2 protein-coding genes and 2 pseudogenes are annotated in these 2,671 nt (G+C 37.3%); 1 reads left to right on the forward strand and 3 read right to left on the reverse strand.

Annotated elements, in window-relative coordinates; genetic code table 11:
• From ACLTU0_RS09785 to ACLTU0_RS09795, 3 genes and pseudogenes are all read right to left on the reverse strand, one after another.
• Nucleotides 1-315: pseudogene (locus ACLTU0_RS09785) on the reverse strand (ABC transporter ATP-binding protein); the annotation flags it as partial.
• Nucleotides 291-894: pseudogene (locus tag ACLTU0_RS09790) on the reverse strand (ATP-binding cassette domain-containing protein); the annotation flags it as partial. The pseudogenes ACLTU0_RS09785 and ACLTU0_RS09790, both read right to left, overlap by 25 nt.
• Before the next feature lie 17 nt (nt 895-911).
• Nucleotides 912-2,000 (reverse strand): glucosaminidase domain-containing protein, encoded by a 1,089-nt coding sequence (locus ACLTU0_RS09795; RefSeq protein ID WP_412322261.1) that lies wholly within the window; start codon nt 1,998-2,000, stop codon nt 912-914.
• A gap of 184 nt (nt 2,001-2,184) precedes the next feature.
• On the opposite strand from ACLTU0_RS09795, the gene ACLTU0_RS09800 reads away from it, so the two are divergent.
• The gene (locus tag ACLTU0_RS09800; RefSeq protein WP_022229138.1) at nt 2,185-2,619 is read left to right on the forward strand and encodes a hypothetical protein; all 435 of its coding nucleotides are present in this window, start codon (nt 2,185-2,187) and stop codon (nt 2,617-2,619) included.
• Nucleotides 2,620-2,671 lie beyond the last annotated feature (52 nt).

Raw genomic sequence — 2,671 nt, forward strand, 5'->3', positions numbered from 1 at the left:
TTCGATAACTTTCATTTTGCTTTCGGCGGTTTTAATATTTTTCTCTCTGCCCCAACGTCTTTGTTGCTCAACAACATTTTCAAGACGCTGAATTTCACGCATTGTGTTATCATAATTTCTCTGTTCGGTCTTTTTGTCAATCTCCCTTTGTGCCATATATGCACTGTAATTTCCGTTATACGAACGGAAACGACCGTTTTCAAGTTCAAATGTCTTGTTCGTAACTCTGTCAAGAAAATATCTGTCGTGCGATATTACAATAAATGCACCGCTATAGTTTCTTAGGAAATCCTCAAGCCATTCAACCGACTCTATATCAAGATGGTTTGTCGGCTCGTCCAAAAGCAACAAATTTGCATCGGACAAAAGAATTTTACCGAGTGCGACACGCGTTTTTTGACCGCCGGACAATTTGTCAACGCACAAGTCAAATTCATCTTCCGAAAAGCCCAGTCCCGTAAGTGTGCTTTTAACTTTTGATTTATAATAAAATCCGTCACGTTCGGCAAATGCTTCCTGTAAGGAAGTTTGACGTTTTACAAGTTCGTCAATATTGCCGTTATTATTTTCTATATCGAAACGAATTTCATCAAGCTGATTTTCCATTTCGATTACATCGGCAAACACAGTAAGAGTTTCTTCCCATATACTCTTTTCACTGCCGTTTACGGAATACTGATCAAGGTAACCGACACGCAAGCCTTTATTCTTAAAAATTTCACCCTCATCATAATCCATATCACCTGTGATTATCTTAAAAAGGGTTGATTTTCCCGCACCGTTTACACCGATAAAACCGATTTTATCGTTACTGTCAACATTAAACGATACACTGTCAAAAAGCGTTTCATCAAGAAACATTTTCTTTATATTATTTCCATTAAGCAGTATCATAAATTACTCCTTGTATTTTAGTATTTCAACATATTTTCAACCATTGTCATTATGTCATATCCGTAATTAATATCAGGACACCAACGTCCGCCAAGTTGCTCGACATACTTTACCGTACCTGCCCAAGCTATACTCTTTACAACATAATATCTGTCGTGCGGCTCTCCTACGGGTGCAAGTCCGACATACGCAGCCATATGATTATAATGTGCTCTTACACCGTCTTCAGGTGTTGCAAAAGTTTCGTGATCCTCTGTTTTGTCACCTGTCGGTTTTTTAATTTTTATGCCTGCCCAGTTATTCATTTCAGGCAATACAGCGCCGCCGTAATTTCCGTATGCTGTTTCTTTGCCGGCTTGCGCATACATCACTTCCGGTCTGATTCCGAAAACTTCTCCGTAATACCAATAAATCGGTGCTATATCAATAAATCTTTGGTGTGCCCCTTTTGCCTTTGCCCAAGCCTGTGCCTGTTCAACTGTTACCTGTGCGTTACCTGTGATTGAAGTTTTGTCTGCCGCAGGATTTACCACTCTGTAAAGGAACGTACAAGCCTCCGCTCTTGTAAGCAAATCTTTCGGACGTATATTACCACTGTCACCAAGCATATACAAATTTGTTACCGCGGTTTCAAGCAAATTTTTATATGCGTCATCAACGCTTTGAGCGTCTTTAAAGCTGTAATTTGTGATTGTATAACTGTCAGCTGCCTTTTGACCGCTTGCTTTTACCAATGACGCCGCAAATTCTTCACGCGTTACATATTCACCGCCGTTAAATGACGAGCCTTTTTTCGGCATATAATCTTGAAATGCCTGTACATATTTATATGACCACTTATTTTTTTCCACATCATTAAATCGAACTGCTGAATTCGATTGTAAATTAAATGTATCTGTAAATATTTTCGCCATTTGTTCTCTTGTAAGATTTCCGCCGAGCATAAGGTCACCTGTTTCGTCACCCGAAATTATATTGTTTTCCAAACAATATTCAACGCTTTCCTTTGCCCACGGATACTGTTTCTGCCAGCCTGCCGCCATAACAGGTGCAGACACCGACGCACAAATCACTGATGCCGATATTAACGAGATTATTTTTTTCATAATAGAATGTTTCCTCCAAGTCGTATATTTTACCAATAATACATTATATATCAAAAATATACCGATTTCAACATCATAGTTAAAATTATTTTGATATATTACCAAAATATATATGTATCATATCTCAATTTACCGAATAAAATACATTTTTAAGGTTATTACTATACACAAAAGGAGTGATATTATGATAGAACAAGATACTGTAAAACTTTTAAGAGAATGTGACGCCGGTATAAAAATGGGCGTGTATTCAATAGAAGAAGTTCTCGGTGATGTAAACAACGGTAATTTCAAGCAAATGCTTGAAAAAGCAAAATCAGACCACCAACAACTTCAAGATGAAATTCAAATACTTCTTGACAAATACCACGACGACGGCAAAGATCCTAATCCTATGGCTAAAGGTATGTCGTGGTTTAAAACGAATATAAAAATTTCTGCCGATTCTTCGGATAATACGATTGCCGACCTTATCACCGACGGCTGTAATATGGGTGTTAAAACATTGCACAAATATCTTAACAAGTACAAAGCCGCCGATGAAAAGTCAAAAGATATTGCTAAAAAACTTATCAATATTGAAGAAGAACTTACCGTTGATATGCGTTCTTATTTATAATTTATTTAGATAAAAACGAAACAAATCTGAACTTTTTATCCATCATATTGCC

This window comes from Hominilimicola sp., from assembly GCF_046972485.1.
GTDB lineage: Bacteria > Bacillota > Clostridia > UBA1381 > UBA1381 > Hominilimicola > Hominilimicola fabiformis.

Excerpts from the sequence above, each read along its gene's own strand:
- ACLTU0_RS09795 (WP_412322261.1), bottom strand. The coding sequence starts at position 2,000 with ATGAAAAAAATAATCTCGTTAATATCGGCATCAGTGATTTGTGCGTCG.
- ACLTU0_RS09800 (WP_022229138.1), top strand. The coding sequence starts at position 2,185 with ATGATAGAACAAGATACTGTAAAACTTTTAAGAGAATGTGACGCCGGT.